The following is a 26,167-nucleotide window of genomic DNA, read 5'->3' on the forward strand; positions in this document are numbered from 1 at the left end:
CAATAATTTATCAATAATGGCCTTCTATGCGAAAGGAGTTCTTTATTTTTGTGAAAAATCAATTATAAAACATGAAGAAAATAGCAATTCTGATTTCTGCTTTTGTTATAGGTTTAACAAGCTGCGAAGACGACAAAGGATATTACCTCGCGGGGAATGTTGAAGGAGTAGAGAACGGTAAAAAAGTATATATATCTGAACTCGATGGAAATAACCGTACTCCTAAAGTAGTGGATACCGCTACTGTAAATGATGGAAAATTCGAACTGGATCTGGAAGATCCTGAAGTTCCCAATTTAAGCTTCTTAAGACTTGAGGGGGTTAATGGAACTGTGGTATTTATTTCCGAAAACGAAAGGATCAGTTTTGATATCAATAAGGATAGTATCCGGGGAAGTGAGGTATCCGGAGGGAAAGAGAACAAAGCTCTCTATGAGTACCTGGGACACCTTAATGAACTAAACCGGAAGATGGCAAATATGCAGAACGATATGGGTGAAGCCATGATGCAAAAGGATACTGCGAAGCTTCAGAGCCTTCAGCAAGCTCAGGCTGAACTTAGGGATAATGATAAAAACTTTAAAGAGGAACTTTTCCAAAGAAATACAGATTCCTATGTGAGCGTTATGCTGCTTACAGATATGCTGAATATGAGAACTCATTCTTCAGCTGAAGTAAGAGAAATGTATGAACAGGTATCAGATCGTATTAAAAAGACGGATCTTGCTCAATCTTTAAAGGAGAATCTGGATAGAAATAAGGCGAGCGAAGTAGGAAGCAAAGCTCCGGACTTCTCGGGACCTACACCAGAAGGTGATGAACTGGCACTGGAAGATAACCTTGGAAAAGTAACCGTAGTGGATTTCTGGGCCGCCTGGTGCAAGCCATGCAGGGTTGAAAATCCCAATCTTGTAAAAACGTATAATAAATATAAAGATCAGGGTCTGAACATTATTAGTGTGTCCCTAGACAGACCAGGACAGAAAGATAAATGGCTTCAGGCAATTGAAGATGATCAATTGGAGCAGTGGGATCATGTATCACATCTTCAATTCTGGAACGACCCTATAGCCAAGAAATATGGTGTTAGAGCTATCCCCGCAACTTTCGTACTTGACGAAAACGGAGTGATTGTAGCGAAGAACCTTAGGGGAGATGAGCTTGCCAATAAGATTGGCGAACTTCTTAATTAGAAGAAAGAAAAAAAAGCGCCTCAATGGCGCTTTTTTATTTTAATTCAAAGGCAACATTCACCCTTATTTTTATCTCCATCTCTCCCGGCGCGATTGTTTGAGCATCGGCTTTAGCATCGCTCATCTGCACCATAGCCTCCTCCATTCTATACATAGGTTGAATACTGTTGTATTCAGTTTCGCTTATTGAAACTGCCTTGCCGATTTCCTGACCCAGTGGAGCCGCTAGTTCTTCAGCTGTATTCCTGGCATCCAGAACTGCCTTTTTTCGCGCTTCCTTTTCATATTTATCCATTTCTGAAGACTTGAACTGAATTCCGTCTACCCTGTTAAGTCCATTTTCAAGGAGGCCTTTCATGATCTTCTCATACTGCTCGATATCCCGAAGATTTATTGAAATTGCCTGATTAGCGACATAACTATATGTCTTTTCATTATAATCATACCGCTTATTAAGATTTACATAATTAGTCCTTATATCCCTGTCTTCAACTCCCTGTGATTTCAGATAACTGATCACTTTATCCACCACTTCATCATTCTTTTTCTTTACCATGGCTGCCGAAGGACCCTCATGTTCTATTCGGGATTTTATAATAACTTCATCAGGTTCTACCTTTACTATACCTTCACCGGTAACATTCACAACCGATCTATCTGGATTTTGCTGGGCAATAGTGGGCAGTACCGCAAAAATTGCCGCTATGAGAAGTATTTTTTTCATATTAAATGGTTTTGGATTTTTTAAGCACTATCCAATAAAGGTACCAAACTATATATAACCGGTTCTCTGAAGTAAAAAAAGTATTACGATAGGAATGGCAAGCAGGACTACCATTAACAAATGGCTTTCAAAAACCCAGGGCGCAAATACCATGGTGAGAAGATAGCCTCCCACGGCACCCCCAAAATGAGCATCATGCCCAATATTATCTCTCCTCTGCTTCATTCCGTAAATGGTATAAAGTAAATATCCTATCCCAAACACATAGGCGGGAATCGGGATCACAAAAAAGAGTCCCAGGGTCATATCCGGTTGTAAAAGAATGGCCGAATAAAGGATGCCCATCACTGCACCACTAGCTCCCACTGCAGTATAGTTATAATCATCCTTATGAAAGAAATAGGAAACCAGGTTTCCCAGAATTAGACTACCAAGATAAATGATCAGGAAAGCGACCGAACCCATCAAATAGATCACCACATTGGCAAAAAAATAAAGGGTAAGCATATTCACAAAAAGATGGGCCGTATCCACATGAAGAAAGCCGGAAGTGAATATCTGGTATTTCCTTCCTTGTTTTATATCTGCAATATTAAATCTGTATTTATTGAAAAATGACTGATCACTGAAACCCTTGAATGAAATCACTGCATTCAATGCAATGATGATAAGGGTAACCAGGCTTAATTCTCCCATATTTGCTTAAGTTTAGTTTCAAATATACCATATATTTGCTGAAAGAATTTTTATGCAAGGATTAGTTTTCTGGTTGGTTTACCCTATCCTTTGGCTTATTTCCATCCTGCCTTTCCCCATTTTTTACCTGGTCTCTGACGTCATCTTTGTATTCGTCTACTACGTTATAGGTTACAGGCGAAAAACGGTTCAGAATAATTTGCGACTGGTTTTTCCTGAAAAACCTGAATCAGAGATCAAACGCATTGAAAAAAGGTTCTATAGACATATGTGTGATATGTTTCTTGAAATGATAAAAAGCATTTCCATTTCTGAAGAAGAATTAAAAAGACGCTTTGTTTTCAAGAACCTTGAGTATTTAAGAAAACTTGAAGAGGCTAATAAAAGCATCATAGTCATGTGCGGGCATTATGCCAGCTACGAATGGATGAATGCTTTGCAATTATATGATTTGAAATTCGGAGCTTATGGAATCTATAAAAGGATTCGGAATAAGCATTTTGACAATCTGGCTAAGAAGATCAGAGGTAGGTTTAATGGAGTTCTTATCAGCACTTATAACGCCACTGAAAAAATAAGATATAATCAGGAAAGGGGGATTCTGGGTAATTATGCCATGATAGCCGATCAGTCTCCAAAAATCAACCGCGCCAGACACTGGATACATTTCATGGGAATTCGTGTACCTGTGTTTGAAGGATCAGAAAGACTTGCAAAGCAACTGGATATGAATGTAATATACCTGAAAGTTGAAAAAAAGGGACGTGGATTTTATGAAGCAGAGCTCATTCCTATTACCGAAGACGCCCGGAGTGAACCTCCGCATTATATAACGAGTAAGTTTATTGATCTGCTCGAGGAACAGATAAAACATAAACCTGAGCATTATCTATGGACCCATAAACGGTGGAAACACCGCAATGAGCCCATACCTAAAAATGCTGAGATCATTAATTAGGAGATAATGTCCTCAATCTCTTTGATCATCTTCTGCGCAAGCTCATCGGCTTCCTGCTGGGATTTTGCTTCCGTATAGATACGGATAATGGGTTCGGTATTTGATTTTCTAAGGTGAACCCAGTTCTCCGGAAAATCGATTTTAACACCATCCACGGTAGAAATTTCTTCACCGGAATGCCTTTTCTCAACAGCTTTTAAAATTCCATCCACATCCAGGTCTGGTGTAAGTTCTATTTTATTCTTGCTCATAAAATAGGATGGATATTCCCCGCGTAATTCAGATACTTTCTTCCCGTTTTCTGCCAGGTATGTAAGGAAGAGTGCAGCACCTACTAGACTATCTCTCCCATAATGGGCTTCAGGATAAATGATTCCGCCGTTTCCTTCACCGCCAATAATAGCATTATTATCCTTCATCAGTTTAACCACATTAACTTCTCCTACAGCACTGGCCTCGTAACTTCCACCATGCTTACGGGTTATATCACTAAGGGCCCTGGACGAAGAAAGATTGCTCACCGTGTCACCCGGCGTTTTAGACAGCACGTAATCTGCACAGGCTACCAATGTATATTCTTCCCCGAACATTTCTCCATTCTCATCAATAAATGCAAGCCTGTCCACGTCAGGATCTACTACAATCCCAAAATCGGCTTTCTTCTCCTTCACCAGCTCACAGATATCGGTAAGGTGTTCTTTTAAAGGCTCAGGGTTATGAGGAAAATGTCCGTTAGGCTCACAATAAAGTTCTATAACCTCTACCCCCATTTTCTTCAATAGGGCGGGGATCGCAATTCCGCCTGTAGAATTAACCGCATCTACTGCAACCCTAAGATTAGCTTTAGCCACTTTCTCACCGTCTACGAGTTTCAGCTTCAATACTTCTTCAATATGCCTTTCTATGTAATCATCTATAACAGATATCTTACCCAGCTTATCTACCTGGGAAAATTCAAAGTCTTCAGCTTCGGCTATCTTAAGTATTTTAGCTCCGGCTTCTCCATCCAAAAATTCCCCTTTATTATTAAGTAGTTTAAGAGCGTTCCACTGCTTGGGGTTATGACTGGCAGTAAGGATTATACCGCCATCAGCACTTTCCAAAGGTACCGCAACTTCAACTGTAGGAGTGGTAGACAAACCTATATCGATTACGTCTATTCCCAGGCCTATTAAAGTATTCATGGTAAGTTCCTGGATCATTTTCCCTGAAATACGGGCATCACGACCTACCACAACTTTAAGTTTTTCCTTTTTATATTCGTTTTTCAACCATGCACCGTAAGCAGCTGCAAATTTAACCGTATCTATAGGGGTCAGGTTCTCCCCCGTATTTCCTCCAATAGTACCTCGGATTCCGGAAATGGATTTTATTAGTGTCATTTAATGGATCTTAAAATTGAAATAGTTTTAGTTTCAGCAAATATACATGGCTGCCTTCCTACTGGCCAAAACTTAACAAAAATTAACCCTCCTGTGCTTTAATTTGTATCTTCACAGAATGAACTTCCTTGCACATATCTATCTCTCCGGCGATAATGAACAACTGATGATCGGGAACTTCATGGCAGATTCGATTAAAGGAAAAAAATACCTTAAATATCCCGAGCAGATCAAAAATGGAATACTACTTCATCGCGCCATAGATTATTTTACCGATACTCACGAAACGGTTAAACTGAGTACTCAAAGACTTTTCCCTATTTATGGACATTATAGCGGAATTATTGTAGATATATTCTACGACCATTTCCTGGCTGCTAACTGGAAAGACTATTCTGATATTCCTCTGGAAGAATTTACACTTAATTTTTACAGCTTACTGCAAGAAAATATGGAGATACTCCCCCTGAGAGTAAAAAGCTTTATGCCGTATATGATCACTGATAACTGGCTTTTGAGCTATGCGGAAGTGGAGGGTATTGAAAAAATTCTAAGGGGTATGAATAACAGAACGGGAAGAAAATCGGGTATGGATCGAGCAACCGAAGAACTGCAAACATATTATTTGGAATTCCAACAGGAATTTAAAAGCTTTTTTGCCGAGCTTATTGAATTTTGCAACAACAAGAGAGCTGAGCTGGATAATAATTAAAAAGCCCCGGTTTTTTACCAGGGCTCTTTTATCTAATTCAAATAAACGATGGGATTATTTAACAAATCTCCATCTTCCATCAATCAATTCAACTTCTTTCCAGTTTTTCCCCTTCTGAACCCACCAGGTGTCGTCTTTTCTAAGAACAGTGACTCCTTCGATGGTGTAATATTCACCATTGATATATTCAGGTTCTGGTTCTGTAGTTCCTCCTCCTGTTTCAGGCTCGGTTGTACCACCAGTATCTGGTTCTGTTGTCCCACCTGTTTCAGTAGTTTCTTCTGTACCAGTTGCGCCTGGGTACATCACTCCAATTCCTTCAAGATCTCCAGCTGAAAGCTGTGAACGTTGTACCGAAAAGGTAGAACCATCTTTCTTTGTAATTGTTGGAGAACCGGTAGCTGAAAAAGAATAAGAACTATACATCATTATAGAACCCAGATCCAGACCTTCCGAATAATCGGCTCCGTCCCATCCGGCTTCCTCATAGGTATAAAAGTTATGTTCTCTTCCTGAGTAGATATTATTCCAGTGAATAGTAATGGTAAGGTCACGATCGGCACGGCTTTGTTCATGCCATAATCCAACGGCATGTCCTATTTCATGGATCGTATTACCTGTAGAACAGGCATCGGCAAGCGTAATAGGTTGTCTTCCTCCTACCATACCTACATAAGATGAACAACCTGATCCCGGAGTAAAGTAAACATAATTAGTTTCTGAAGAACGTTTTACGAACTTCACCGCGGTATTTGCTTCCCAGTGGTTTATCGCGTCTGTTACTCGCTGCTGATTTGGCAATGCAGGGTCTATATCATAATAAACCGTGTTATCAGGCCAAAGGAATTCAGTACGCCCGGTACTCTTATCGGTTGCAGAAGGCTCTTCACCAGCCTCCAGTATCAAATCCACAGGTGTTTTAGAGGTAGCGTTTTCAGGAAGAAATATATCACCCTGATACACATATTTACCATTCAGTTCTTCAACAGGAAGTTTTCTTCCTCCAAAGTACACATCTGCTACCCGGCCAAATTCCTCAGGAAAGGCCACTTCGGTAATATCATCCACAAATGCAGATTTACTGCTGGTTTCCTCTGTTAACTCATCAGAGGCAGGATCATCACTACAGGCGAAAAAGGCCAATAATGGGAATGCTAAAAGAAATTTTAGTTTTTTCATAAGTAGGTATTTTAGTTTTACATGGCAGATCTTATATAGGATTGGGTTCTATATTTCCCTGCGCTAAATTAAATTGTTTTTTATCGGTTATTTATGCTTTTTATCTATTAGGCCGTTCTTTCGGAAAAGGCCTTCTTAAAATTTTAACTGTGCATTTAATCCACACATCTGTGGCATTAACTTTTTGTTTACACAATTTATGCGTAACTCCAGTAGCCATTAACAAGCTCAACCTCTCTCCAACCCATTGATGGAGAGTTATAATACCAAAGTCCCCAGGATCTAAGAACAGTAAGTCCGGCTATTGTATAATATTCTCCATTGATATATGAAGTTTCGGTAGAACCTCCCGAGGAAGTTGGATACATGGAATTTGCTCCTTCAATATCTCCACTGGACAAAGCGCTTCTCTGGACACTGTAAGTAGAACCATCTTTCTTTGTAATAGTTGGTTGACCATTGCTTGAAAAAGCATAAGGACTGTACATCATGATTGAGCCAAAATCCAGGTTGGTAGTGAATTCATCTCCGTCATATCCACCTTCTTGATAAGTCTGAAAATTATACTCACGGCCGCTCTTAATGTTATCCCAGTGTATAGTTATGTGATTATCTCTGTCTACGCGGCTTTGCTCATGCCAAAGGCCTATAGCGTGACCTATTTCATGGATAGTGTTCCCCGTGGAGCAGGCATCTGCAAGGGTAATATTCTGCTTTCCTCCTACCATTCCAACGTAGGACGAACACCCGGATCCGGGAGTGAAGTATACATAATTGGACTGTCCTGAACGTTTAACGAATTCTATGTTCGTATTAGCTTCCCAGTGACTTATCGCGTCATAAACACGATCTGTATTGGGAAGACTTCCGTCTACCTCATAATAAACAGTATTATCTGTCCAATAGTGCGAAGTACGTCCCACACTCTTTTCCTGTGGGGTTTCTCCCTTTTCATAAACCAGTTTAACAGGACTTTTAGAGGCTTTATCACGTGGAATAATGATATCACCCTGGTAAACAAGTTTTCCATTTACGTTTTCTACCGGGAGCTTCATTCCGGTATAATAAACATCTGAAACTTTCCCGTATTCTTCAGGGAAGGCAACTTCGGTAATCTCGTCATTAAAATTAGCAGTTTGGGGCTGCGTTACGGTTTCGGTTTGTTCTGTCATCTCATCTTCACTACATGCCATAAATGCCAAAACCGGCAACAAGAAGATCAACTTCAATCTTTTCATAAGTAGGTTTTTAATTTTTTGTTTAAAAATTTTAAATTCTTTTTTGTTTTCCGTCAGTGATTTACAAAGTCCGTTCCAAAAACATTAACTTAAAATTGAGTTAATTTTTTAACAATCAAATTCTTACAAAGAATTGAATTTGGTGTTAGCAAATTAGATTTGGGATCTTAACTCTTTATTTAAATCATTTTTTCAGAACATCTGGAAGCTCCTTATTTCACAATGCTTTCCAAAATTTTAGTAAGAACTTCCGTACATGTATATCACTGATGCACAGATACTAACATATAATTTTTTATTTAATCCATACAAGTTTTTAAATTTTAACAAATAAAAAAGCTGTCCGGAAAAGCTTCCGGACAGCCTTACAACACTCTCCTAAGAGAATGAGTAAATTAACCCGCAAATTAGTCACCCCCCGGTCAAATAATTCACTCGGGTTAATACCGTCATTAATCAGTTGGACATATATTAGTACTCACCCTAATATAGATTGGATATTCGAAAGATCCATCTACACTAGTACCTGTTGTTACACAACTTACATCACCATTAGCCTCATCTTTAATTTCCACTAGATAATCAGTAATTTCATAACCCTCATTAGGAGTTATAGTAAAACTGAAGCTTGTGCCACTAATTGATGGAGTAAAAAGACCACCTGAAGGTCCATATTCAGTACCTGCATCCTCGAATAATGGAATTGGTTCCGCGTTATCTGCAGATTCTACTAAAAGGAATTCTCCGTTATTCGCATAGTCGATTGTATCATCTCCCGGCGTAACTCCTCTAAAACATAATGCTGAAGAATCAGGATCAGGTATTGTTAGATCACATGCAACAGGTTCAGTAACTTCATCTATACATCCATCTCTATCAAGATCGTTTTCTGGAGTCGAAGTTTCGTCCAGACAGTTATCCTGTCCATTAGGAACTCCATCATTATCACAATCGGCTGCAGGATCTGATGGATCACATTCTGAACCGCCGTTTCCTCCATTTCCGCCGCCGTCACCGCTTCCAATGGCTCCTTCACATTCTCCTATAAGTACATGATGATACTCATTAGTTTCGCCATCATCATTTAGATAACCGCTTACCATATCCCAGCTTATTGGAATACCCTCAGTAGGTAGGTTGTCAATATCACCATAGTTACCTTCCCAGTCATTAGGATGGATAACAAGATATAAATATGGCTCGTTTGCAGGAAGATTTGCTGGAGGTCCTGGTACTACCATACATAATGGATCTGAATAATAAGCGCCACTTTCGTAAACTCCATAACCTGCATCAACTACATCATCTAGCGACCAGTTATCGTATAACTGGATTCCTGTATCATCTGTTCCGAAATACAGATCCACACTATAATTAGCTACGAAGTGTCTTCCAAATTCATCACAATAGTTCACAAACAGACAGAAAGGATAGATCTCCTCGGGTAGTATATCAAAGAATACATATCCGTATTCATTTACCATACGCCTGTCGAAACAAAGTACTTCAACGTCTATATAAGGTTTGGTACCGTCCTCAACCATAAAATCGAATGGAAGAGCAGTATCAACATATCCATCAAAATTACCATCTGATTCCTTTGGCGCCACCCAGATCAAATTCCCTCCTCCATCGGGATCACCGTCATACACCATAAAACTATCCAGGGTGACTTGAACCTCATCATTATTAGGAACAGGAATTTTCAGATCTTCAGAATAAGCAGTGAAGTATCCATCTTCATCCCATAATATGTCAACATCAGTTTCATAGGAGTTACCTCCATAACTAAACCCAATACGGGCCACTGCTGGATCGGCTCCGGAACAGGTAGGAATACTACTGAAATCTGGTGCCTTATTAGCTGTCGACATCGCACGATTAGAAAGATCATTCAACACAGCTCCAAAGGTTAGATCTACAGACTGAACTGAAGGATCATCCATCGGAATTACTGTTTCCTCTTTACTACAAGAGGTGAATAGCATTGCCAGAACTGCGACATATGCTATATATCTATATAAATTTTTCATAATATCTATTTTGGTTTTATTAGAATGGTTAATAAAAAGCCGACCGGTCTAAACCGGGTCGGCTTTATTTATGATCTAGTCATCACCATCACAAGCATCTGCATGAACAATGATCCAGAAATCGTCGTCTAAATCATCAAGTATATCCAAGCTCTGATCTCCAAGACCGTCTAGAATACCATTTTGATTATATCTACCGGGTGCCTTAGCAACACTGGTTGCTTCTTCTTCAGTATCGGCTACATGAATATGCAGAGTACTGAATTCATAATCTCCAAGGAGTTCAAAATCAAAATTCAGATTATCACCATCTCTTGAAATAGTTACACTACCTATATGAGTTCCTTTATTTAGGTCATTTTGACCTGCACCCACATAAATATCCCTTGTAATGCTGGTATCTTCGTCATAGTATTCTATCCAACCCCATCTGTTGGAGTTTGTAACTTCATTAATCCTTACGTCTTCTGAGAACATAAATGCTGTACCACAAGCTCCTTCTTCAACATCATCGCAATTGTCTTCCGCATCATTTGGACATGGGTCATCATCATTAGGCTTACAATCACCATCATTATCATTTTCAGGAGCTACGAATGGACATGTATCACATTCATCACCCATACCATCTCCATCAGAATCCACTTGACCTTCATTAGCATCCCATGGACAGTTATCACATCCATCAGGAACTCCGTCATCATCAGAATCCATATTGTCATCATGTCCTGGACATATATCATCATCATCCGGAACGCAATCACCATCAGTATCTTCTTCAGTGATCGGACAATCCTCTGGTGGTGGAGGTGTATCATCACAGCCTATAAAGACATGGATATACTCGTTTGTTTCTCCATCATCATTTAGTAATGCTTCAACTTCATTCCAGTTAAGACCTACCGCTGCCATAGGAGTATTATCAATATCTCCATAATTATTTGGCCAGTCCAGTGGAGTTATTACATAGAATAAATAATCTTCATTAGGATCTTCAAATGGAGATTCCGGAACCACCAGACATAATGGATGTGCAGAATTATTAGAATTGTCAGTCTCCGGGGTATCACCATCATAAAGAACTATTTCATTCTCTCCATCCCAGTAAACAAGCTCAATACTGTAATTGGCTACATAGTGACGACCATCCGGACTTGGACAGTAGTTTGCAAAGAAACATAATGGATATAATTTGCCAGGAATAAGATCGAAGAACGGATAACCATACTCATTGACCATACGCCTATCGAAACAAAGTACTTCCACGTCTATATAAGGTTTGGTACCGTCCTCAACCATAAAATCGAATGGAAGAGCAGTATCAACATATCCATCAAAATTACCATCTGATTCCTTGGGAGCTACCCAGATCAAATTCCCTCCTCCATCGGGATCACCATCATACACCATGAAACTGTCCAGGGTGACTTTAACCTCACCATTATTAGGAACAGGAATTTTCAGATCTTCAGAATAAGCAGTAAAAAATGTTTCTCCATCTGTTAAAATATCTACATCAGTTTCATAGGAGTCACCTCCATAACTAAAGCCAATGCGAGCCACTGCAGGATCGGCATCAGAACAGGTAGGAATATCACTAAAATCTGGTGCCTTATTAGCTGTCGCCATCGCACGACCTGAAAGATCGTTCAGCATCGCTCCAAATGTTATGTCTACAGACTGTACATTAGGATCATCGCCAGGAGAAACCGAATCCTCCTTGCTACATGAGGTTAAAAGCAATGCAAAGATTGCAAGTACGCTCATGCTAAATTTAATTTTTCTCATAATTGAAAGTTTTATATTCAGAATGGTTAATAATTATAAACAGTCCTCTTTATTCAGAAGCTAAGAGGATAGTAAAAGATCTTTTTAAAAGATTTGGATTCAGACGATAAGCAGGCGGGAGTGACTTTTATGTTTTCATAAATTATCGGTTTTGGTTAATAAAATTTAGAATGGTTATATACAGTACTTTAAGCCATCTGACTTAAAAGCAAGTGTTACGGATCTTATGCGATTTGAAGGCCGGTAAATGAAGAGATAAGCAGGTGGGAGTGACTTTAATTTTTCATATTAGTTAGTATTGGTTAATAATATTTTCGAATGGTTAATATATATACAGATCTCCCTGCGGGAAATTATTTTGTCGTCAGTAAGAAGTAGTGATTTGGGGGGATTCCTAAGTGGAAACTTAATAAGAAGAAGAGGGGGCTTCCTTTTTTATATTTCAATGTAAATGTAAGAAACTACTGTTGGGAGCGAGCTAGGGGAAAACCCCCGCATTTAACCCTAAAACCTTAATTAACAATATATTATGATACCGGGAAATCTACCAGATTATGATTAATAGCATAAATAATGCTTTCCAGAATTGTTTCAGAATTTGTTCTTTTAATAATGTTGGATCTGTGCTTCTCAATGGTTTTAGGCGAAATAAAAAGCGCCTCAGAAATTTCCTTGGTTTTATAGCCTTTACAGAGAAGAGAAATAATCTCTTTTTCCCGTTTGGTAAAACTGAATTCTGTCATTTCGCTATTTTCCTTAAAGCACTTCTCAACCTGTTCTGCATGACTTCCAATATTCTGATCCATGCTATACTCTTCCCCTGAGAAATCTATTATCATGATAAACTGATCATTAATATGCCTGTTAAGTTTGGAAAAACTTATTTTGGCATTCCTGAGTTTATTTTCGTGCACCAGTAAAGAGGTTGTGGTAACGGCCTTCATATGTTTACCCCTGGCAAAATTTCTTAGGCTGGTTTTTACTTTTGCTTTATTTTCCACATTCACCAGGTCGGTTAAGTGTAAGCCATTGGTCTCTTCTATCCTGAAGGTCTTTTTAAATGCATCGTTCATGGCAAGAATATTATTCTGTTGCAGAAGTACTATGGGTTTCACTATTAAATTGAATAGTCCCATAAAACATTCGTGCCAGTAATTCATTTTACCATTATTGCTGTTTTTCCCTATTTTCCGGGATACTTCATCAATGCTCAAAGTATCGGGTATGAACTCGTCAATAATAGCCTTAAACCTCTTTATAAGAGCTGCAGATTCTTCCGGTTTTCCATAAACTAATAAGTAACTGCGCGTTAGAAAATGAGTAGATTTAAAAGTCTTCAGATTTTTAAAATCTGAGGGTTTATCGAATGAATTTTTATCAAAAAAAATGATCTCCGGAAGTAAGGTTAATGCAACATTATATGCCACATGAATTGATCTTTCAACACTTATTTCATAATCCACACTTAGTCTTTCGACTAATCGGTCAATTAATTCCTGATTCCTACTAACGATTAAGAGTTGTCTTTTTTCCATCTTTCATCACACATTTTCTGATTGATTAATCTCGTCTCTTAAAAGGGGCCGGGGTCGGGCATCTAAAATGCTAACGAAACATTAAAAAAGATTTGGGAAAAAAGTATTTCGGAGACTCAAATATAGGTGATTTCATGTAGTTTACGTAAAAATTTAAGTAGTATTATACTGACTATAAACAACTTACATCTCTGACAAAAGTTCTGTTTTAAGATTTAAAAAGCCTACCTTAACTTTCTTTTATATGCTTCTCCTAAATTTGCGCTAAATCTGGGATTCATAAAATCGCTAAACTTTACATCTATCTTAACATCAGCAAATTGTCCTAAACTTTCTAATTTATAATACAATAAGTAACTTTGCGCTCTTGAAAAAATATATGGCAGAATCTGAAGACAGAATTGAAGTACTAGGCGCCCGAGTCCATAACCTCAAAAATATAGATGTAAATATTCCCCGAGAAAAGCTGGTAGTGATCACCGGCCTCTCCGGATCAGGGAAATCATCACTGGCATTTGATACTATTTATGCCGAAGGCCAGCGTAGATATATTGAAACATTTTCTGCATATGCAAGACAGTTTCTAGGGAGCCTGGAAAGGCCGGATGTAGATAAAATCGAAGGCCTCTCCCCTGTTATTGCCATAGAACAAAAGACCACCAGCAAGAATCCGCGCAGTACGGTGGGCACCATTACCGAAATTTATGATTTTCTAAGACTTCTCTTTGCAAGAGCTGCTGATGCGTATAGCTATAAGACCGGTGAAAAGATGGTGAGCTATACCGACTCTCAAATAAAGGAGCTTATTCTTGAAAGCTTCAAGGATAAAAAAGTAAATATTCTTGCTCCTGTGGTTAGAAGCCGAAAGGGGCATTACCGGGAGTTGTTCGAGCAGATAGCAAAACAGGGCTTTATAAAGGTTCGCACCAATGGCGAAGTCGTAGAGATAGAAAAAGGAATGAAACTGGACCGGTACAAAACCCACGATATTGAAATTGTGGTAGACCGGCTAAAGATCGAAGATAAACCGGATTCTGACAAACGACTGGAAGAAAGTATAAAAACGGCAATGTACCATGGGGATGATACTCTTATGATCCTTGAACAGGATACAGGAAATGTTAGATATTTCAGCCGAAATCTGATGTGCCCCACCACAGGAATAAGTTACCCCAATCCTGAACCTAACAGCTTTTCCTTTAATTCACCAAAAGGAGCCTGCCCCACGTGTAACGGGATTGGCACTCTGCATCAGGTGAACATAGACAAAATTATCCCGGACAGGTCAAAATCCATAAAGAATGGCGGCCTGGCACCCCATGGTCCCCAGAAGAAAAACTGGGTATTCTCTCAACTGGAACTTATATCAGAACGCTTTGAATTCAGCCTGGGAGACCCCATTAAAGATATTCCGGAACCAGCACTAGATATGATCCTTCATGGAGGAAAGGAAAGATTTTCCCGGGAATCAAAATCATTAGGGATCACCAGGGATTATAAAATAGATTTTGAGGGTGTGGCTAATTTTATTGAAACCACATACAGGAATAACGACTCCACCTCTCTTAGGCGCTGGGCAAAGGAATATATGGACAAGGTGGTTTGTCCAGATTGTGAAGGCTCAAGGCTTAAAAAAGAAGCTCTCTATTTCAGGATTTATGATAAGAATATCGCTGAACTTTCTCAGCTGGATATTACTGATCTAAGCAAGTGGTTTTCAGACATAGGAACTCACCTTAGTGAGAAACAGCTGCGAATAGCCGAAGAGGTTGTCAAAGAGATCAGGACCCGCCTTCAGTTTTTGCTAGATGTAGGTCTAACATACCTTAACCTCAACCGTAGCTCCAAATCCCTTTCCGGTGGAGAGGCTCAGAGAATAAGACTAGCCACCCAGATAGGCTCGCAACTTGTGGGGGTTTTGTACATCCTTGATGAACCCAGCATAGGATTGCATCAACGTGATAATGAGAAGTTAATCAATTCCCTTGAGTCCCTTCGGGATATTGGGAATACTGTTATTGTAGTTGAGCATGATAAGGATATGATAGAGAGGGCAGATCATGTAATAGACATCGGGCCACATGCCGGGAAGCATGGGGGCGAAATAATAAGTGAGGGCTCGCCCGCTGAATTAAAGGAACACGACACCATTACGGCCTATTATCTGAATGGAAAGAAAGAAATACCTGTTCCTAAAGAGCGAAGAAAGGGAAATGGTAAAAAAATAGAACTCAAAGGTGCAACGGGCAATAACCTGAAGAATGTAAACATTACTATTCCGTTAGGTAAGATGATCGCTGTAACAGGAGTTTCGGGAAGTGGTAAATCCACTCTCATCAATGAGACCCTCTACCCTATTATGAATGCTCATTACTTTAACGGAGTTAAAAAACCTAAACCATATAAGAGCGTTAAAGGACTGGAACACATAGACAAGGTGATAGATATCAATCAGTCTCCCATTGGTCGTACCCCAAGATCCAATCCGGCCACCTATACCGGGGTATTTTCGGAAATACGGAGCCTGTTCGCGAAGACTCCGGAAGCACTGATTAGAGGTTATAAACCAGGGCGTTTTAGTTTCAATGTAAAGGGAGGTAGATGTGAAACCTGTAAAGGAGGTGGATTAAGAGTAATAGAGATGAACTTTTTACCCGATGTATACGTAGAATGTGAGACCTGCCAGGGAAAAAGATTCAATAGGGAAACCCTTGAAATAAGATACAAAGGGAAGTCCATCGCCGATATTCTGGAGATGACGATCGATGAAGCCACGACCTTTTTTGAGAATATTCCCAAAATCTACCGAAAGCTTAAGACAATTCAGGATGTAGGTCTTGGCTATATAAGCCTTGGACAACAGTCCACAACCCTTTCCGGTGGAGAGGCGCAAAGAATAAAACTGGCTACCGAACTTTCAAAACGAGATACCGGAAATACTTTCTATATCTTAGACGAGCCAACCACGGGACTTCATTTTGAAGATATAAGAGTATTGATGGAAGTTCTGAATACATTGACCAATAAAGGAAATACCGTACTTATAATCGAGCATAATATGGACGTAATTAAAATGGCTGACCATATTATAGATATAGGTTACGAAGGAGGAAAAGGCGGAGGAAAGGTGGTCGCCAAAGGAACTCCGGAAGAAATCATAAAGAATAAGAAAAGTTATACTGCACAATTCCTTAAAAAGGAATTACACTAATCAATAAAGAATGATAAGAAAACATACAAGAAACAAGGCCTGGAATGAAATAAAAACCAACGATTCGTGGGCTATATTCAAAATAATGGGAGAATTCGTTAATGGCTACGAAAAATTAAGTCAGATAGGCCCCTGTGTATCCATTTTCGGTTCGGCCAGGACGAAGCCCGACATGAAATATTACAAGCTTGCAGAAAAGGTTGCCCAAAAGATCGTAGACCATGGTTACGGAGTCATTACAGGAGGCGGACCCGGTATCATGGAGGCCGGTAATAAGGGAGCTCATCTTGCCGGCGGAACATCTGTAGGTCTTAACATTGACCTTCCATTTGAACAGCACGACAATCCCTATATAGACAATGATAAGAGCCTTGATTTTGATTATTTCTTCGTACGAAAGGTAATGTTCGTAAAATATTCACAGGGATTCGTAGTAATGCCCGGGGGTTTCGGAACGCTTGACGAACTTTTTGAAGCGATCACCCTTATACAGACCCATAAGATCGATAAATTTCCAATAATCCTTGTAGGAAGAGAATTCTGGGGAGGATTGGTAGACTGGATTAAGAGCACTTTGCTGGACACCTTTAAGAATATTAGTGAGGGAGACATAGATCTGGTACAGGTGGTTGATACAGAAGATGAAGTAATAGAAATTCTGGATAAGTTCTACGATGAATATAACTTAAGTCCTAATTTCTAGTTAAGAGCCTTACTGAAGGTATCAAACTTTGACTATATTTAGCCCTGATGCCTTATAGCACTAAATTCTTTTACTAGTTGAAAAACCTTTGGTTCTTCCTGATAATTCTAACGTGTTCGGGTTGGCTTTCCGCACAGAATGCCATCAGGGTGAACGCACGACTAATCGACAGTTTACGTAGCCTGGAAATAGATCAGGAAATCACTTTTAAAAATAGTGAAAACCGGGAACTTACAAGTATATACCTGAACGACTGGAATAATGCTTTTAGCAGTAAGTCTTCAGAGCTAGCCAAGCGCTTTGCCGAGGATTATGCGAGACGATTCCATTTTGCGAAAGAACATGAACGGGGTCATACTGAAATAGACTATATAAAAGACAGTTTTGGAGCCGAACTTAAATGGAACCGACCGGGAGAAATTCCCGATATTGTAAGGGTAGAACTGGAAGAGCCCCTGGCACCAGGAGATTCCATAAAACTGAATTTAAAGTACAACCTCAAGATTCCCGATGATAAATTTACGCGCTATGGCATAGATGGCGAGGGAAATTACAAATTAAGATACTGGTACATGGTGCCGGCTCCCCTGGACGATGGGTGGAAATTATACAGCCACAAAGATCTGGGGCTCCAGTACGTAAAACCTTATGATATCTTTATTTCCATTGATATCCCTACAGAATACTATGCCGCGGCCGGTCTGGACCTCTTACAGACTCAAACCCGGCAGGGGTTTAAAACTATAACATTTAGAGGGGAGAACCGGGTAGATAGTGAAATGTATCTCACCCGCTCTTATATATTTGAGTCTATAAGTGCCAACTCCAACCAGGTGATCACAAATATTGAAGATGAAGATGTTCAATTCGATATTAAAAAAACAATCCTGGACCGAATTATGGGCTTTCTTCATCAACGGCTGGGGGAATATCCGCATTATAACATCTTTGCCACACAGGAGGATTACCTGAAAAATCCTATCTATGGCCTTAATCAGTTACCTAACTTCATCAGACCTTTCCCTGATGGCTTTCAGTATGATATAAAGCTTTTTAAGACCATCACCCGTAATTATCTTCAGAATACGATTTTCATTAACCCGCGTACAGAGAAATGGGTGACAGATGCCATGATGATCTCTCTGATGATGGATTATGTAGACACATACTATCCAAAAATGAAACTTATTGGGAACCTTAGCAAGGTTATAGGTCTCAGATGGTTTCATGCGGCCGATCTCGAGTTCAACGACCAGTATCAGTTCCTCTATATGAACATGGCAAGGCTCAATCTTGATCAGCCACTTATCACCCGACAGGATTCTCTGGTAAAATTCAATAAGAATATCGCTAATGCATATAAGGCTGGTATCGGGATGAAGTATCTGGAGGATTTTCTGGGAGATGAATCGGTAAAAGAATCAATTTCCGAATTCTATTCCACCTATAAACTGAAACCGGTTACAGATGAAGATTTTGCCGCTGTTCTTCAAAAAAATGCTAAAAAGGATATACAATGGTTCTTCGACGAATACGTGGGCACCAACAAAAAGATCGACTTTAAAATTAATGAGGTGGAAAAAACTCCAGATTCTTTAAAGGTGATCATTAAAAACCTCAGAAATAATAGTATGCCTGTTAGCCTTTATGGACTTAAAGACGGTGAGGTGGTCTATAAAACATGGGTAGAACAGGTGAAAGATACCAAACGTGTTGTTATTCCTAAAGATGGCATTCAGCGGCTGGCACTTAATTATGAACAGGAAATTCCCGAATTCAACCAGCGTAACAACTATGCCGGAGTAACTAAATTACTGGACAAGCCTATACAATTCAGACTTCTTCAGGATGTTGAGGACCCCAGGTACCACCAGGTTTTCTTTATGCCAGAGTTTGAATATAACCTTTATGATGGCATAGCGGTCGGTCCCAAATTATATAATAAAACCCTGCTTAGTAAGACCTTTAACTTTGCTATTTCCCCAAAATATGGTTTTAATAGTAAGACCATTGTGGGTTCGGCTTCATTTTTCAACACTCATCAGTTTGAGAATAAGAAGTTATACGCCATTACTTATGGACTAAGCGGAACCCGGTTTTCTTATGGTTATGATCTGTTTTATGAAAAGTTTACTCCTTACCTCGCTTTTGGCTTCAGGAATTCATATTTGAGAAGTAATGAACGACAGCGATTGTTAATAAGGAACGTCCATGTACAGAGAGATGAAAGTCCTGATGTGCCCCTGCCCCAGCCAGATTATAATGTATTCAATGTAAATTATGCATACAGCAATCCTAACTTTCTGAAACACTTTACCACTTCCCTTGACTATCAGCTTTCTGATAAGTTCAGTAAAATGTCAGTAAGTGCTGAATACCGTAAATTGTTTAAAAATAATCGCCAGATAAACCTGCGCTTTTTTGGTGGCACCTTTCTCTATAATGATGTGAGGAATAACGATTATTTCAGTTTTGCCCTTGATAGACCTACAGATTATCTCTTCGATTATAAATATTACGGAAGAAGTGAGGGCAGTGGATTGTTCAGCCAGCAAATTATTATGGCAGAAGGCGGCTTTAAATCCCAGCTTGAGCCGGAATTTGCCAACCAGTGGCTAATGTCACTCAACGCGAGCACCAACATCTGGAACTGGATTTTTGCCTACGGCGATATAGGTATGGTGAAGAACAAGGATAGTAATGCCGAATTGCTTTATGATTCGGGAATAAGAGTGAGCCTGGTGCAGGATTATTTTGAACTTTTCTTTCCAGTATACTCTAACCTGGGATGGGAACTGGATGATCCCGATTATGATCAGAAAATAAGGTTTATTGTGGCTTTAGATCTTAATACCCTTATAAGATTGTTCACGAGGCGTTGGTATTAATTCTGAATAAGAACTATTTTAAGCGTCCATAATTTAATTTCATTTTTGACAACAAATATTTAATTTAAATCTCTTTATTTTAATAATAAATAATAAATAAAGGTTAAAATTATATTATTATCAATTTTGAAGCAAAAATTTGAATTGTATTTAATCATACTTTTCGTTACATTTGTTACCATTCAAAATCATGTTCATGCAAAGCGAAACACAAACTGAAAATTCTATTTCATTTGATGAGTTCAAATCTCAAATCCTTGAGGATTACAGAACTGCGGTCACAAGCCGGGAATGCAGTCTTTTAGGTCGAAGAGAAGTACTTACCGGGAAAGCGAAGTTTGGAATCTTTGGTGACGGAAAGGAAGTGCCTCAGCTTGCGATGGCAAAAGCCTTCAGAAAAGGTGATTTCAGATCCGGGTACTACCGTGATCAAACCTTTATGATGGCTATTAATGAGCTTACCCCCGAACATTTTTTTGCCGGTCTTTATGCCGATACCAATATGGAAAATGAGCCTATGTCTGCCGGAAGACAAATGGGTGGGCATTTCATGACTCATAGTCTTGACGAAAATGGTGAATGGGTTAACTTACTATCCCAGAAGAACTCAAGTTCAGACATATCCCCTACTGCCGGGCAAATGCCCAGACTTTTAGGGCTGGCTCAGGCTTCCAAGATCTACAGGAATGTAAAAGGCATCAATACCGAAAAATTTAGTGATAATGGGAATGAAGTAGCCTGGGGAACAATTGGAAATGCAAGTACAAGTGAAGGACATTTCTGGGAGACCATTAACGCGGCCGGAGTGTTGCAGGTCCCGATGGTACTGAGCGTTTGGGATGATGAATATGGAATCTCGGTACATGCGAGACACCAGACCACTAAAGAGAATATCTCTGAGATTCTCAAAGGATTCCAGAGAGATGAAGATAATAAGGGCTATGAGATCATGGTTGTTGAAGGATGGGATTATCCCAAGCTTATAGATACCTATGAGAACGCAAGTGAGATCGCGAGAAATCAGCATTGCCCTGTCCTGATCCATGTAGTTGAATTAACTCAGCCACAGGGGCATTCCACTTCTGGTTCTCACGAAAGATATAAGTCTGAAGAAAGACTGAAGTGGGAAAAAGAACACGATTGTAATCTCAAATTCAGAAACTGGATCATTGAGAACGATTTTGCCACCTCCGATCAGCTTGATGAACTGGAGAAAGAGATAAAAAAAGAAGTACGTGGCGCCAAACAAAATGCGTGGAGCTCCTATCTACAACCAACCGTACAAAAGCAGAAGGAGCTTGTAAAACTTCTGGAAGATGCCGCCGGTTCCAGCTCAAACTCTAATTTTTTAAATTCCATTAGAAAAGAAGTTGCCGGTAGCCGGGATCCTCTGAAAAAAGATCTTGTTTCGGCTGCAAGAAGGAGTCTAAGGTATTTGATCGGAGAGGAATCTGCTGAAAAGAACAAACTTATTGAATGGTTAAAAGCCTTCGATGAACAGGCTCATGAAGAATATGGCTCGCTTCTATATATAGAAGAAAACACCAATACTGAAATTCTCCCCTCTTACGATGAAGATTCTCAGGATGTGGATGCCCGGATAATTCTTCGTGATAATTTTGATGCTATATTTAGCAATCATCCCGAAACGCTGATCTTTGGAGAAGACTCCGGCGAGATCGGAGACGTGAACCAGGGATTGGAAGGTCTTCAGAAAAAACACGGAGCTCTCAGAATTTCTGATACAGGAATAAGAGAAGCTACCATTGTTGGACAGGGAATTGGTATGGCTATGAGAGGTCTTAGGCCAATCGCAGAGATCCAGTACCTGGACTATATCATGTACGGCCTGCAAACCCTTAGCGATGACCTGTCTACCTTGCACTATCGCACTAAAGGAAAACAAAAGGCCCCCTTAATCGTTAGGACTCGTGGGCACAGACTTGAAGGAATTTGGCATAGTGGCTCCCAGTTAGGCGGATTGTTGAATCTGCTACGCGGAATGTATGTTCTTGTTCCAAGAAACATGACAAAGGCCGCCGGTTTCTATAACCACTTGCTGGATTTGAATACACCCGCCCTTATCATAGAATGCCTGAACGGATACCGCTTAAAGGAGAAGCTTCCAAATAACCTTGGAGAATTTAAAACTCCCATTGGCGTTACTGAAACAGTTCGTGAAGGAAAGGATATTACACTGGTATCCTACGGCTCTACACTTAGAATAGTGGAAGACGTAGCCACGGAATTGCTTGAAGTAGATATTGATGCCGAAGTAATAGATGTCCAGTCCTTGCTGCCTTTTGATGTAAATCATGATATCGTTAAAAGCCTTGAGAAAACCAACAGGCTGCTTGTTATAGACGAAGATGTGCCTGGTGGGGCTTCAGCATATATAATGCAAAAAATCCTTGAGGAACAGAATGCCTATAGGTACCTGGATAGCAAACCTCAAACGCTTACAGCCAAAGAGCACAGACCTGCATATGGAACCGACGGAGATTATTTCTCAAAACCATCTCCTGAAGATATCTTTGAAAAAGTATACTCCATTATGCATGAAACCGATCCAACTAAATATCCAAAATTAAGATAAAGGGAGTTCCCACACTTAAATGAAGAAAAGCCATGAAATAATTTTCATGGCTTTTTTATTTAATTCAAAATCTTAATCCGGCTATAAAAATAATAACCTGAATTACGGTATCCATTTCTTGTCAAAGTTTGGCTTACGCTTTTCAAGGAATGCATTACGTCCTTCCTTGGCCTCATCAGTCATGTAAGCGAGTCTCGTGGCCTCTCCTGCAAACACCTGCTGCCCTACCATACCATCATCGGTAAGGTTCATGGCAAATTTCAGCATCTTTATTGAGGTTGGAGATTTAGCAAGGATCTCCTGAGCCCATTCATAGGCAGTTTCTTCCAGTTCATCATGAGGAATTACTGCATTTACCATTCCCATTTCAAACGCCTCCTGAGCCGAATAATTCCTTCCCAAAAAGAAGATCTCCCTGGCTTTCTTTTGACCAACCATTTTTGCCAGGTAAGCAGATCCATAACCAGCATCAAAGCTCGTCACATCTGCATCGGTTTGCTTGAAGATCGCATGCTCTTTACTTGCGAGGGTAAGATCACACACCACGTGCAGGCTGTGTCCTCCACCTACTGCCCAGCCCGGGACAACCGCGATTACCGCTTTGGGCATAAACCTGATAAGTCTCTGGACTTCCAGAATGTTCAGCCTGTGATAACCATCTTCTCCTACATATCCCTGATGTCCTCTTGCCTTTTGATCACCACCGCTGCAGAATGCCCATTTTCCGTCCTTGGTCGAGGGGCCTTCAGCCGATAATAAAACTACCCCTATTGAGGTGTCTTCGTGAGCATCATGAAAGGCATCTAAAAGTTCAGAGGTGGTCTTGGGTCTGAATGCATTTCGAACATCAGGTCGGTTAAATGCTATCCTTGCGACGCCATTTGATTTCTTATAGGTGATATCTTCATATTCCTTAACTATTTTCCAGTCTATTTGTGCCATTGAATTAGTTTTTAGTAAAATTAAGACATTAAGCTAAGTTGAGAAAGCAAAAAGCCCGCCCAAAGCGGGCTTCTGTTTCTAAAAGGTATCTAGTTGGAATATTTCTCAACTAACGGCTGAAGTTCCATTCCCCAGGCCTGCCCCAGTTCCATTCCTTTTTTTGTTAATTCAGGTGTGATGTTAACCATTTTCTTTCCCACGGGAGAAGCATAGAATTCCAGGATCTTATCTACCTCTTCTTCGGTAAAGCTATCCATATAAATCTTTGCCATCTTGATATAAAGACCGTTGGTGCTTTCCACAAGTTCCTTTTTAAAGGCTGCCCTATTTTCCTGAGGGATCATATTAACCAAAGGTTCTGTCATAACATCGAATTGCTGCCCAGCCGTAAGTTTAATAAGATTAACTGTTTTTTGTTCAAAAGAATTACTCTCCTGGGCTGAAAGGCCTAAACCTGTAAAAGCGATCAGGAACAGAAATGCTAGTCTTTTCATGAATGTATTTTTTAGTTTGAGAGCAAATTACCTATTTAAATTGAAAAGCCTTAATTTTATACTTGAAAATAAGATGACAAAACGATCTTTGCATCATTTTTGATTAAACATTAGAAAAACAAGCATGAAAATATACTCCTTTATCCTGCTATTTCTATTAGGATTTTCCATGAACTCCCAGGAATACTGGGACAGGGAGGATTTTGAGATCGGTAACAGGGGTATTGAGAATAGCTGGAAAGAGTACGGTTTTGTATGGCAGACCGAGTCCAGTTTCAATCTTCCAGATGGATCTTTTCTGCATTTGAAGGATGAAATTCAAAAGAAACAGATAGACATGCTGGCGATAATAGATAAGAGCAACAGGAATAATGTACAGCGTAAAGTAGATCTTGGATCGCCTCTTCCAAAATTATCCAGGGAGAAAAAGATATTCGAAGTTAGTGCAGAAATAAGGCCTTACGACAGGGATGATGTTTTCACCAATCCGTATTTTACCAATCCTTTTCTGAACAACTATAATAGCCGTGGTTTCGGAGTAAGAAGGTATACACCTTACCGCTACGTTTACTGATCCTTTAAGTGAAGTCCGTCTTCCCTTATATCTATCAACCGTTGTTTATACAGGCTCCCAGCCGCTTTTTTAAAGCTCTTTTTACTCATCTGCAGCCTTTCCTTTATGTCTTCAGGATCAGATTTATCAGATATATTCATATAACCCCCAGAGGACTTCAGTTTATCAAGGATCTTCTGGGCATTAGGCTCAATACTTCTGTAGCCGGGTCTTTGTAAGATGACATCTATTTTATTATCCTCCCTGATCTTTTTTATAAAACCTCTTAATGAGCCTCCTATTTTCAATGGTTTGAAAACATCATCATGATAGATTAAGCCTAAATGCAGCTGATTGATGATAACATTATATCCCAGATCGGTCATATTGCTAACGAGCAGATCTACTTCTTCAAAAGGTTCCACAGTTAGCTCAGAATTATCTACGAAGGCATGCACTTTAGATGAAGCGGCAAGTCGCCCTGTCTCAAGATCCAGGTAACAAAATACAAGATAATCTTCTCCCGGTTGCATAGGTATCACCTGCTCCTTAAACGGAACGAAAAGGTGTTTTTCCAGCCCCCAGTCAAGAAAAGCACCAAACTTATTAACCTCCAGACAGCGAAGTTTCGCAAACTGGTCAAGTTTTATTTTAGGTTGTAAGGTAGTAGCCACAGGACGCTCTTCATGATCAAGATAGATGAAAACATTAATAGTCTCCCCCTCCTTCCAGTTTTCAGGTACATACTTATTGGGAAGTAATACTTCCTCTCCTTCATTATTTTCAAGATATACCCCATGATCGGTTTCCCTTACCATTATAAGATCATGAAATTCGCCTAATTGAATCATACTTTAAATTTAGCCTACAAAGATACTTTTATTCAGGCACAAAAAAATCCGTTTCAGATTTTATACCCGAAACGGATTTTTATGTGTGTAATGATTTTTATTTAAATACGGATTCTTTGCTGAAATGTTTTGTCAAAAGATAGTAGATCACAACCCTGTATTTATTACGATTGGATTTCCCATATTTCTCAAGCACCTGATTCAATGCTTCATTTGCCTTTGAATCATCAGAAATGCCAAGTTTCTTATCAATGAAATTCTTCTTTACGGTCTCCAGTTCAGATTCGCTGGATGAAGCAACAGTTTCTGCATCGGCATTATAAATACTTGGACCCAGAGATTCAGCTATTTTTCGAAGCAGATCCACATCAGGATTACTTTCTCCAATTTTAGATTTTAGATCATCAATATACTGTCCTACTTTTTCATCAAGTTTACTCATAATCAATTTTTTTCTAATTCGACATTTTCGAATATAAGGATTATGTGTC

General features: G+C 39.5%; 20 protein-coding genes. 8 read left to right on the forward strand and 12 right to left on the reverse strand.

What is annotated here, in order from left to right; all coding sequences use genetic code 11:
- Window positions 1-71: 71 nt before the first annotated feature.
- On the forward strand, window positions 72-1,193 hold the full coding sequence (locus tag EZJ28_RS13450; RefSeq protein ID WP_131398750.1) for a TlpA disulfide reductase family protein: 1,122 nt from the start codon (window positions 72-74) through the stop codon (window positions 1,191-1,193).
- 34 nt (window positions 1,194-1,227) lie between these two features.
- Here the strand turns inward: EZJ28_RS13450 and EZJ28_RS13455 are convergent, their stop codons facing one another.
- A complete protein-coding gene (locus tag EZJ28_RS13455; protein ID WP_131398752.1) occupies window positions 1,228-1,917 on the reverse strand; it encodes an SIMPL domain-containing protein in 690 nt (229 codons plus the stop codon).
- A 48-nt stretch (window positions 1,918-1,965) separates the two neighbouring features.
- A complete protein-coding gene (locus EZJ28_RS13460) occupies window positions 1,966-2,613 on the reverse strand; it encodes a rhomboid family intramembrane serine protease (RefSeq protein WP_131398754.1) in 648 nt (215 codons plus the stop codon).
- A gap of 52 nt (window positions 2,614-2,665) precedes the next feature.
- Here EZJ28_RS13460 and EZJ28_RS13465 point away from each other — a divergent pair, with 52 nt between their 5' ends.
- Window positions 2,666-3,571 carry a lysophospholipid acyltransferase family protein gene (locus tag EZJ28_RS13465; protein ID WP_131398756.1) on the forward strand — a complete coding sequence of 302 codons (906 nt, stop codon included), beginning with the start codon at window positions 2,666-2,668 and terminating at the stop codon, window positions 3,569-3,571.
- Here the strand turns inward: EZJ28_RS13465 and glmM are convergent.
- Window positions 3,568-4,953: a phosphoglucosamine mutase gene (glmM, locus tag EZJ28_RS13470; protein ID WP_131398758.1), complete on the reverse strand. Its 1,386-nt coding sequence runs from the start codon at window positions 4,951-4,953 to the stop codon at window positions 3,568-3,570. The genes EZJ28_RS13465 and glmM overlap by 4 nt on opposite strands.
- Window positions 4,954-5,071: 118 nt before the next feature.
- On the opposite strand from glmM, the gene EZJ28_RS13475 reads away from it, so the two are divergent.
- On the forward strand, window positions 5,072-5,665 hold the full coding sequence (locus tag EZJ28_RS13475; protein ID WP_131398760.1) for an ACP phosphodiesterase: 594 nt from the start codon (window positions 5,072-5,074) through the stop codon (window positions 5,663-5,665).
- 54 nt (window positions 5,666-5,719) lie between these two features.
- Here the strand turns inward: EZJ28_RS13475 and EZJ28_RS13480 are convergent, their stop codons facing one another.
- The 5 genes from EZJ28_RS13480 to EZJ28_RS13500 form a co-directional block, all read right to left on the reverse strand.
- Window positions 5,720-6,844, reverse strand: coding sequence for a M12 family metallopeptidase (locus tag EZJ28_RS13480; RefSeq protein ID WP_131398762.1), 1,125 nt, complete (start codon window positions 6,842-6,844; stop codon window positions 5,720-5,722).
- A 197-nt stretch (window positions 6,845-7,041) separates the two neighbouring features.
- Window positions 7,042-8,082: a M12 family metallopeptidase gene (locus EZJ28_RS13485; RefSeq protein WP_131398764.1), complete on the reverse strand. Its 1,041-nt coding sequence runs from the start codon at window positions 8,080-8,082 to the stop codon at window positions 7,042-7,044.
- A gap of 452 nt (window positions 8,083-8,534) precedes the next feature.
- A complete protein-coding gene (locus EZJ28_RS13490) occupies window positions 8,535-10,115 on the reverse strand; it encodes a hypothetical protein (protein WP_131398766.1) in 1,581 nt (526 codons plus the stop codon).
- Window positions 10,116-10,190: 75 nt separating this feature from the next.
- On the reverse strand, window positions 10,191-11,903 hold the full coding sequence (locus tag EZJ28_RS13495) for a hypothetical protein (protein ID WP_131398768.1): 1,713 nt from the start codon (window positions 11,901-11,903) through the stop codon (window positions 10,191-10,193).
- Between the two features lie 527 nt (window positions 11,904-12,430).
- Window positions 12,431-13,438 (reverse strand): LuxR C-terminal-related transcriptional regulator, encoded by a 1,008-nt coding sequence (locus tag EZJ28_RS13500; protein ID WP_131398770.1) that lies wholly within the window; start codon window positions 13,436-13,438, stop codon window positions 12,431-12,433.
- 379 nt (window positions 13,439-13,817) lie between these two features.
- Between EZJ28_RS13500 and uvrA the strand changes: the two genes are divergently transcribed.
- The 4 genes from uvrA (at window position 13,818) to EZJ28_RS13520 (ending at window position 22,836) form a co-directional block, all read left to right on the forward strand.
- The gene (gene uvrA / locus EZJ28_RS13505; protein ID WP_131398772.1) at window positions 13,818-16,649 is read left to right on the forward strand and encodes an excinuclease ABC subunit UvrA; all 2,832 of its coding nucleotides are present in this window, start codon (window positions 13,818-13,820) and stop codon (window positions 16,647-16,649) included.
- A gap of 10 nt (window positions 16,650-16,659) precedes the next feature.
- A complete protein-coding gene (locus EZJ28_RS13510; protein WP_394346091.1) occupies window positions 16,660-17,352 on the forward strand; it encodes a TIGR00730 family Rossman fold protein in 693 nt (230 codons plus the stop codon).
- A gap of 77 nt (window positions 17,353-17,429) precedes the next feature.
- Window positions 17,430-20,240: a metalloprotease gene (locus EZJ28_RS13515; RefSeq protein WP_242670126.1), complete on the forward strand. Its 2,811-nt coding sequence runs from the start codon at window positions 17,430-17,432 to the stop codon at window positions 20,238-20,240.
- 196 nt (window positions 20,241-20,436) lie between these two features.
- Window positions 20,437-22,836, forward strand: coding sequence for a thiamine pyrophosphate-dependent enzyme (locus EZJ28_RS13520; protein WP_131398774.1), 2,400 nt, complete (start codon window positions 20,437-20,439; stop codon window positions 22,834-22,836).
- A 102-nt stretch (window positions 22,837-22,938) separates the two neighbouring features.
- Here EZJ28_RS13520 and EZJ28_RS13525 read toward each other — a convergent pair whose 3' ends face one another.
- Both EZJ28_RS13525 and EZJ28_RS13530 read right to left on the reverse strand, forming a co-directional pair.
- Window positions 22,939-23,778, reverse strand: a complete 840-nt coding sequence (locus tag EZJ28_RS13525) for a 1,4-dihydroxy-2-naphthoyl-CoA synthase (RefSeq protein WP_131398776.1) — start codon at window positions 23,776-23,778, stop codon at window positions 22,939-22,941.
- An 89-nt stretch (window positions 23,779-23,867) separates the two neighbouring features.
- Window positions 23,868-24,272, reverse strand: coding sequence for a DUF2059 domain-containing protein (locus EZJ28_RS13530; RefSeq protein ID WP_131398778.1), 405 nt, complete (start codon window positions 24,270-24,272; stop codon window positions 23,868-23,870).
- 124 nt (window positions 24,273-24,396) lie between these two features.
- Here EZJ28_RS13530 and EZJ28_RS13535 point away from each other — a divergent pair, with 124 nt between their 5' ends.
- Window positions 24,397-24,846, forward strand: a complete 450-nt coding sequence (locus EZJ28_RS13535) for a hypothetical protein (RefSeq protein WP_131398780.1) — start codon at window positions 24,397-24,399, stop codon at window positions 24,844-24,846.
- On the opposite strand, the gene EZJ28_RS13540 is transcribed toward EZJ28_RS13535, so the two are convergent.
- Together EZJ28_RS13540 and EZJ28_RS13545 are read right to left on the reverse strand one after the other, a co-directional pair.
- Window positions 24,840-25,676 carry a S1 RNA-binding domain-containing protein gene (locus EZJ28_RS13540; protein WP_131398782.1) on the reverse strand — a complete coding sequence of 279 codons (837 nt, stop codon included), beginning with the start codon at window positions 25,674-25,676 and terminating at the stop codon, window positions 24,840-24,842. The genes EZJ28_RS13535 and EZJ28_RS13540 overlap by 7 nt on opposite strands.
- Window positions 25,677-25,773: 97 nt before the next feature.
- Window positions 25,774-26,118, reverse strand: coding sequence for a DUF2853 family protein (locus EZJ28_RS13545; RefSeq protein ID WP_131398784.1), 345 nt, complete (start codon window positions 26,116-26,118; stop codon window positions 25,774-25,776).
- Window positions 26,119-26,167: the final 49 nt, after the last annotated feature.

Source organism: Gramella sp. KN1008 (genome assembly GCF_004332155.1).
Taxonomy (GTDB): domain Bacteria; phylum Bacteroidota; class Bacteroidia; order Flavobacteriales; family Flavobacteriaceae; genus Christiangramia.

Excerpts from the sequence above, each read along its gene's own strand:
- EZJ28_RS13450 (WP_131398750.1), top strand. The coding sequence starts at position 72 with ATGAAGAAAATAGCAATTCTGATTTCTGCTTTTGTTATAGGTTTAACA.
- EZJ28_RS13455 (WP_131398752.1), bottom strand. The coding sequence starts at position 1,917 with ATGAAAAAAATACTTCTCATAGCGGCAATTTTTGCGGTACTGCCCACT.
- EZJ28_RS13460 (WP_131398754.1), bottom strand. The coding sequence starts at position 2,613 with ATGGGAGAATTAAGCCTGGTTACCCTTATCATCATTGCATTGAATGCA.
- EZJ28_RS13465 (WP_131398756.1), top strand. The coding sequence starts at position 2,666 with ATGCAAGGATTAGTTTTCTGGTTGGTTTACCCTATCCTTTGGCTTATT.
- glmM (WP_131398758.1), bottom strand. The coding sequence starts at position 4,953 with ATGACACTAATAAAATCCATTTCCGGAATCCGAGGTACTATTGGAGGA.
- EZJ28_RS13475 (WP_131398760.1), top strand. The coding sequence starts at position 5,072 with ATGAACTTCCTTGCACATATCTATCTCTCCGGCGATAATGAACAACTG.
- EZJ28_RS13480 (WP_131398762.1), bottom strand. The coding sequence starts at position 6,844 with ATGAAAAAACTAAAATTTCTTTTAGCATTCCCATTATTGGCCTTTTTC.
- EZJ28_RS13485 (WP_131398764.1), bottom strand. The coding sequence starts at position 8,082 with ATGAAAAGATTGAAGTTGATCTTCTTGTTGCCGGTTTTGGCATTTATG.
- EZJ28_RS13490 (WP_131398766.1), bottom strand. The coding sequence starts at position 10,115 with ATGAAAAATTTATATAGATATATAGCATATGTCGCAGTTCTGGCAATG.
- EZJ28_RS13495 (WP_131398768.1), bottom strand. The coding sequence starts at position 11,903 with ATGAGAAAAATTAAATTTAGCATGAGCGTACTTGCAATCTTTGCATTG.
- EZJ28_RS13500 (WP_131398770.1), bottom strand. The coding sequence starts at position 13,438 with ATGGAAAAAAGACAACTCTTAATCGTTAGTAGGAATCAGGAATTAATT.
- uvrA (WP_131398772.1), top strand. The coding sequence starts at position 13,818 with ATGGCAGAATCTGAAGACAGAATTGAAGTACTAGGCGCCCGAGTCCAT.
- EZJ28_RS13510 (WP_394346091.1), top strand. The coding sequence starts at position 16,660 with ATGATAAGAAAACATACAAGAAACAAGGCCTGGAATGAAATAAAAACC.
- EZJ28_RS13520 (WP_131398774.1), top strand. The coding sequence starts at position 20,437 with ATGCAAAGCGAAACACAAACTGAAAATTCTATTTCATTTGATGAGTTC.
- EZJ28_RS13525 (WP_131398776.1), bottom strand. The coding sequence starts at position 23,778 with ATGGCACAAATAGACTGGAAAATAGTTAAGGAATATGAAGATATCACC.
- EZJ28_RS13530 (WP_131398778.1), bottom strand. The coding sequence starts at position 24,272 with ATGAAAAGACTAGCATTTCTGTTCCTGATCGCTTTTACAGGTTTAGGC.
- EZJ28_RS13535 (WP_131398780.1), top strand. The coding sequence starts at position 24,397 with ATGAAAATATACTCCTTTATCCTGCTATTTCTATTAGGATTTTCCATG.
- EZJ28_RS13540 (WP_131398782.1), bottom strand. The coding sequence starts at position 25,676 with ATGATTCAATTAGGCGAATTTCATGATCTTATAATGGTAAGGGAAACC.
- EZJ28_RS13545 (WP_131398784.1), bottom strand. The coding sequence starts at position 26,118 with ATGAGTAAACTTGATGAAAAAGTAGGACAGTATATTGATGATCTAAAA.